The following is a 6,365-nucleotide window of genomic DNA, read 5'->3' as shown; positions in this document are numbered from 1 at the left end:
CCGTCCCTTCACGACCATCTTCTCGTAGATGCTCCACATGTGCTTGGGCCGCCCGGTGACCTCGGCGGTGAGGCGCAGCTCCTCGAGGCGCTCCTCGACCTGGTGGATCACCTGGTGCAGGTAGAGGTCACGCTCGGGCGTGCGGGTAGAGACCATGTGGTCGATCTCGGCGAAGCGCTTCGGGTGCAGGGCAGCGAAGCTCAGGTCCTCGAGCTGCTGGCGCACGTCCTGCATGCCGAGGCGGTGGGCCAACGGCGCGTAGATGTCGAGGGTCTCGCGAGCGATGCGCTCCTGCTTGGCGTGGGCCATCCCGGCGATGGTCCGCATGTTGTGGAGCCGGTCGGCGAGCTTGATGATGAGGACCCGCAGGTCCTTCGCCATCGCCACGATCATCTTGCGCACCGTGGCGGCCTGCTGCTGCTCCTTGGTGTCGAAGTGGATCCGGTCGAGCTTGGTGACCCCGTCGACGATGGCGGCCACCTCGGCGCCGAAGTCGGCCTCCACGTCGGTGAGCGACACGGACGTGTCCTCGACCGCGTCGTGGAGCAGGGCGGCGGCGATCGTGATGTCGTCGAGGCCGAGGTCGGCGACGATCTGGGCCACTGCGATCGGGTGATGGATGTAGGCCTCGCCGGACTGGCGCGCCTGGCCCTGGTGCGCGGCCGACGCCGACAGGTAGGCGCGGGTGATCAGGTCGGTGCGAGCGGCGCGGCCGTGCCGGGCCCGGAACGCCGTCAGGAGCGGCGCGACCTCTTCGGCCGGGGGCGGACTGCTCCGCCGCCAGGGCAGGACCCGATCGACCGTGGACGGCACCGGATCAGGATACGGGTCAGCGGGAGCGGACCACGGCGGAGCCGCCGGCGAAGTTGTCGTGCGTGCCCCGCTTGAACGGGTCCTTGGAGATGGTCACGCCAATGGCGACGGCCGCCAGGAACGAGAGGAACGCGCCCAGGAACGGGAGCACGCCCAGCAGGAGCCAGGCGTTGCGCCGCATGGCCACGTCGGGGGCGGGGACCCGTCCGTCGGGTCCGACCACCTTGAACCCGAGCACCATCTTGCCGACGGTCTGACCGCGGGATGCTTCGAGCCAGACCGCGTAGGCGTAACCGAGCAGCGCCGAGGCGAGCAGGTAGAGGAAGTTCTCCGAGCCCACGCCGCTGAAGCTCGTCGAGGTGTCGTCGGTGAGGACGGCGGCGAGGATCGCGTTGGGGATGAACAGCACGAGGCCGTCGATGATGCGGGCTCCCAGGCGCGGCCACGGGCCGACGGGCACGAGCTGGCCGGCGGACGGAGCGGGAGGCGGCTCGGACGGCGGCGGGGGCGGTGGCGGCGGGGGCAGATCGGACATCAGCGGCGCTTGCCCTTCTTCCGGGGGCGGGGTGGGATGACCCGGCCCGACAGCAGGGGTGCGGTGCCGGCCGGGCGGGGCTCGGACGGCGAGACCGTGGCGGCCACCGGCTGGCCGGTGCGGCGGGCGCTCTGGGCCTCGAGGCGCTGGCGCAGGTTCTGCTGCTGGGGCTCTCGCTCCTTCAGCCAGGCCACGATGGGCGTGGCCACGAAGATCGACGAGTAGGCGCCGATCCCGAGGCCGACGGCGAGGGCGTAGGCGAACTCCTGGAGCGTGACGGCACCGAGCAGGAACGAGCCCACGAACAGCATCGAGAGCACCGGGAGCAGCGAGGTGATGCTCGTGTTGATCGAGCGCATGAGCACCTGGTTGAGCGAGAGGCTCATGAGGTCGGTGTAGTTCATCTTCTGTGCGAGAGCGGGGCGCTCGGCGTTGGCCTGGGCCTTGTCGAACACGACGATGGTGTCGTACAGCGAGTAGCCCATGATCGTGAGGATGGCGATCACCGTCGCCGGGGTGACCTCGAGCTGGAACACGGCGTAGAAGCCGATGACGATGAGGATGTCGTGCACCACCGCCGCGAGGGCACCGACGGCCATCTTCCACTCGAGGCGCACGGCGATGTACGCCGCGATGAGGACGAAGAAGACGATCAGGGCGCGCTGGGCCTTCTCCAGGATCTCATCGCCCCAGGTCGGACCGACCGTCGAGATGGCGACGTCGGTGCGATCTGCGCCGGCCAGCTCCGCGAGGGCCACGGTGACCTCGGCCAGGCCGGCGTCGTCCCCGGGCTCGGCCTGGACCCGCAGGTTGTCGCCGCCGACGAACTGGATCTTGGCGTTGCCGAGGCCGAGCGGGGTGAGGACCTCTCGGGCATCGGCGACGGAGGCATCGGGAGCCTGGACCTCCCATGCGGTGCCGCCCTCGAAGTCGATGCCCAGGTTGAGGCCGCGCCCGACCAGGGCACCACCGCTCAACAGGAGCAGCACGAGGGAGACGACCGCTCCGATGCGCCACAGGCGGGGGAAGTCGATGTCGTTGTCGAAGCTGGCGAGCTTGGAACGGACGCTCATGCCGGCGCTCCTTCGTCGATGGCGAGCCCTCGGTCGACCTTGGGCGTGGGCATCCCGAAGAGACGAGGACGGTTCTGCAGCCGCTTCGACTTCACCAGGATGAGCGCGAGCGGGCGCATGAAGAAGTACGACGAGATCAGGTCCAGCAGCGTGGCCAGCCCGAGGAAGAGGGCGAAGCCGCGGACCGGGCCGACGGTGAGCCAGTAGAGGATGCCGGCGCCGATGAGGGACGCCACGTCGGCCTTCACGATGGTGGAGAACGCCGAAGCGAAGGACCCGTCGATGGCGGCCCGCAGGGAGCGACCCCCAGCGACCTCCTCCTTGAGGTGCTCGTAGAACACGACGTTGGAGTCCACCGCGACACCGATGGAGAGGATGATGCCGGTGACGCCGGCGAGGGTGAGCGCCAGGCCCTGGCTGCTGCCGAGCCAGGCGATCATCGTCCAGAGCAGCGCAGCCGAGACCGCCAGTGACAGCATCGCCACCATGCCGAGGAGGCGGTAGTAGACGAGCATGTAGACGGTCACCAGGGCGAGGCCGATGAGGCCGGCGAGGACGCCGGCGTCGAGTGCGTCCTGGCCGATGGAGGCCGAGACCGACTGGGTCTGCTGGGCCACGAGCTCGACCGGAAGCGAGCCGTAGCGCAGGACCAGGGCCAGGTCCTTGGCCTCGCCCTCGCTGAAGTCGCCGCTGATGGAGATGCCGTCGGCGTCGAACGACGGGGCGTTGATGGAGGGAGCGGAGACGACCCGGCCGTCGAGCACGATGGCGAGCTGGCGGGTGGGGCAGCTCGGGCCCCCGTTGAAGCACTCGCCGGCGATGACGTTGAAGTCCGCGATGCGGTCGCCGCGGATCTGCACGCCGACCGTCCACTGGCCGAGCTGCTCGATCCGGGCGTTCGCGCTGCTCAGGATCTCGCCGGTGGCCGCGGCGGGGCCGAGCCGGTAGCGGGCGACCTCGTTGCCGTCGTCGTCGAACTCCCCGAGGGTGACGGGCTGGTCGGGATCGTCGTCGTCGGAGGAGGTCAGCTCGAGGTCCTCGACTCCAGTGGTCGGCGCCGGCGGGGCCGGCGGCGTCAGCTCCGCGGGATCCTGGCCGGCGGGCGGGGTCAGGGTCGGCTCGTCCGGGGCCGGATCCGACTCGGTCGGGTCCTCGGCCTGTAGTGGGGCGGCGAGCTCGCCGGGGGCGAGGCCGAAGCCCTGCTCGTCGTCGGCGTCAGGCTCGTCGGCGTCAGGCTCGTCGGTGTCGGGCTCGTCGGCGTCCGGTTCGCCGGCGGGCTCCTCCCCCGGCAGCTCGAGTCCCTCGAGGCCGGGCGGGAGCAGCTGGAGCACGGGGCGGAACCGCAGTTCGGCGGTCTGACCGACCAGCTCGAGCGCCTGGTCGCGGTCGGCGATGCCGGGCAGCTGGACCACGATGGCGTCGTCCTGGCGGGTGATCTCGGGCTCGGCCACGCCGATGCCGTCGACGCGCTGGCGGATGATCTCGATCGCCTGGGGGATGGCGCTCTCGTCGAACTCCCCGGTGGGCTCGAGCACGACCGACACGCCGCCCTGCAGGTCGAGTCCGAGCAGGGGCTCGTTCTCGGCGGCGAGGGTCCAGCCGAGGCCGCCGATGGCGAGCACGACGATGGAGACGAGTGAGGCGAGGCCGTTTCGGCGCATGGGGGGAGCTACTCGGGGTCTTCGGGGGTGGGGTCGGCCGGGACGACCGCGGGCTGGGGCCGGGCGATGGCCATGCGGGCCATGGTGATCTCGACGTCGGGAGCGATGCGGAGCCGGGCCTGCTCGTCATCGAGGGCGGTGACGGTGCCGAACAACCCCGACGTGGTCACCACGTCATCGCCCACCTGGAGCGAGGCGACGTAGGCCCGGTGCTCCTTCACCCGCCGCTGCTGGGGCAGGATCAAGACGGCGTACATCACGCCGAGGATCGCGATCGGGACGAGCAACTCCACCAGGTACCACCGGGGTCGGGGGACGGACCGGTCGATGCTAGTTGCGCGCTTCGGACTATTCGTAGACCTCGGCGACCTCGGCCCGCAGCGCGTCGAGGGTGCCGTCCAGCACCGCAGCCCGGGCTCGCCGGGTGAGGCGCAGCGTCCAGGCCAGGTTGTGCAGGGTCGTCAGCCGGGGGCCGGTGGGCTCGTGCACGTTGAAGAGATGGCGCAGGTAGGCACGCGAGTACCGCTGGCAGACCCGGCAGTCGCAGTCCGGATCGAGGGGCCCGGCATCGGTGGCGAACCGGTTGTTCTTCAGGTTCAGGCGGCCCTCGGAGGTGAGGAGCGTTCCGTGGCGTCCGAAGCGGGTCGGCAGGACGCAGTCGAAGAGGTCGACCCCGAGGGCGATGGACTCGACGATCCCGACCGGATCGCCGAGGCCCATGAGGTACCGGGGGGCGTCGGCGGGGAGCTCGGCGATGGCGGCCGCCAGGGCCGGGAGCATCTCGTCGCGTGACTCTCCCACCGACAACCCACCGATGGCGTAGCCGTCGAAGCCGATCGCCACCGTCCGCTGGGCGCTCTCGGTCCGCATCGCGGCGTCGACGCCGCCCTGCACGATGCCGAACTGGTTGCGAGCCGGGAGATCCCGCTCCAGGAAGGCCCGCCGGGCTCGCTCGGCCCAGTCCGCGGTCCGCTCCAGTGCCCCCCGGATGACCTCGGGGGGGCTGGGCAGCGGCGCGCACTCGTCCAGCACCATCTGGATGTCGGCTCCGAGGCGGATCTGGACGTCGACGGCGCCCTCCGGGGTGAGGCGGTACTCGTCGCCGTCATAGGTCGAGCGGAAGGTGACGCCGTCGTCGTCGACCTTCGGGGAGAGCGAGAAGACCTGGTAGCCGCCGCTGTCGGTGAGGACGTGGCCCTCCCAGTCGCTGAACCCGTGGATGCCACCGAGCTCCTCCACGACCTCGGGACCGGGGCGGAACAGCAGGTGGTAGGTGTTGCCGAGCACGATCTGGGCGCCGAGGGCCTCGAGGTCGGCGGTCTCCACGGCCCGGACGACGCCCCGGGTGCCGACCGGCATGAAGCACGGTGTGGTGACGGTGCCTCGGGCCGTGGTGATGGTGGTGGCCCGGGCGGCGCCGCCGCTGGCCTCGACCTCGACGGACAGGGTCATGGCGTCATCACCGGTGGGCCCACGCCCGCACCGTCCCGACCCAGGACCATGCAGTCGCCGAAGGAGAGGAACCGGTAGCCCTCGGCCAGCGCGGTGGCGTACAGGTCCCGCCAGTGCGGCCCGGCGAAGGTCTCGACCAGCACCAAGAGGCTGGAACGGGGCAGGTGGAAGTTGGTGAGGAGCACGTCGACGACGGCGAGGTCGCGGCCGGGGCGCAGGAACAGGTCGGTGCGCCCGGAGAGCCGGCCGGTGGCCGCGGCGCTCTCCAACGCTCGGACGGTGGTGGTGCCGATGGCGACGACGCGCCCGGCCCCCTGGCAGGCCGCCCACGTCGCCTCGGGGACCTCGTAGCGCTCGGTGTGCATCTCGTGGTCCTCGACGTGGTCGACGCTGATCGGGCGGAACGTGCCGAGCCCGACCCAGAGGTCGACGCCACGGAGCTCGGCGCCGCTCGCCCGGATGCGCTCGAGGACCCCGTCGGTGAGGTGCAGCCCGGCGGTGGGGGCGGCGACCGATCCGGGCTGGTCGGCATAGACGGTCTGGTAGCGGGCGGGATCACCCAGCGGCTCGGTGATGTACGGCGGGAGCGGCACCGACCCGTGGGCCTCCAGCGCAGCGGCGACGTCAGCGGTCACGAGCCGCACCACACGTCGGCCCTCATCGAGGATCTCACCCACCTCCACCTCGAGGTCCGGGTCCGACGGTTCGGTCGGGTGGAGGACGGTGCCCGGCGGGACCCGCCGCCCCGGCCGGACCAAGGCCTCCCACTGACCGTCGCCGACCGGCTCGAGGAGCAGGACCTCGACGGCGCCACCGGTCGCCTTGCGCAGG

7 protein-coding genes are annotated in these 6,365 nt (G+C 71.3%); all 7 read right to left on the bottom strand.

The window, feature by feature from the left end; translation table 11 throughout:
• Nucleotides 1-813, bottom strand: an 813-nt coding sequence (locus VMN58_00635; protein ID HUF31696.1) for an HD domain-containing protein, incomplete at its 3' end; no start/stop codon positions are given.
• A 16-nt stretch (nt 814-829) separates the two neighbouring features.
• Nucleotides 830-1,348, bottom strand: coding sequence for an RDD family protein (locus VMN58_00630; protein HUF31695.1), 519 nt, complete (start codon nt 1,346-1,348; stop codon nt 830-832).
• The gene (secF, locus tag VMN58_00625; GenBank protein HUF31694.1) at nt 1,348-2,421 is read right to left on the bottom strand and encodes a protein translocase subunit SecF; all 1,074 of its coding nucleotides are present in this window, start codon (nt 2,419-2,421) and stop codon (nt 1,348-1,350) included. Before secF ends, VMN58_00630 begins: the two co-directional genes overlap by 1 nt.
• Nucleotides 2,418-4,082, bottom strand: a complete 1,665-nt coding sequence (gene secD / locus VMN58_00620; GenBank protein ID HUF31693.1) for a protein translocase subunit SecD — start codon at nt 4,080-4,082, stop codon at nt 2,418-2,420. The genes secF and secD overlap by 4 nt, the downstream gene beginning before the upstream one ends.
• Before the next feature lie 8 nt (nt 4,083-4,090).
• Nucleotides 4,091-4,369: a preprotein translocase subunit YajC gene (yajC, locus tag VMN58_00615; GenBank protein HUF31692.1), complete on the bottom strand. Its 279-nt coding sequence runs from the start codon at nt 4,367-4,369 to the stop codon at nt 4,091-4,093.
• A 61-nt stretch (nt 4,370-4,430) separates the two neighbouring features.
• A complete protein-coding gene (tgt, locus tag VMN58_00610; GenBank protein HUF31691.1) occupies nt 4,431-5,534 on the bottom strand; it encodes a tRNA guanosine(34) transglycosylase Tgt in 1,104 nt (367 codons plus the stop codon).
• Nucleotides 5,531-6,365: S-adenosylmethionine:tRNA ribosyltransferase-isomerase (locus tag VMN58_00605; GenBank protein ID HUF31690.1), on the bottom strand; the 835-nt coding region annotated here is incomplete at its 5' end. The genes tgt and VMN58_00605, both read right to left, overlap by 4 nt.

It is taken from the genome of Acidimicrobiales bacterium, from assembly GCA_035512495.1.
Classification (GTDB): Bacteria; Actinomycetota; Acidimicrobiia; order Acidimicrobiales; family CADCSY01; genus DATKDW01.
This window is presented reverse-complemented; position numbering and strand designations above follow the sequence as displayed.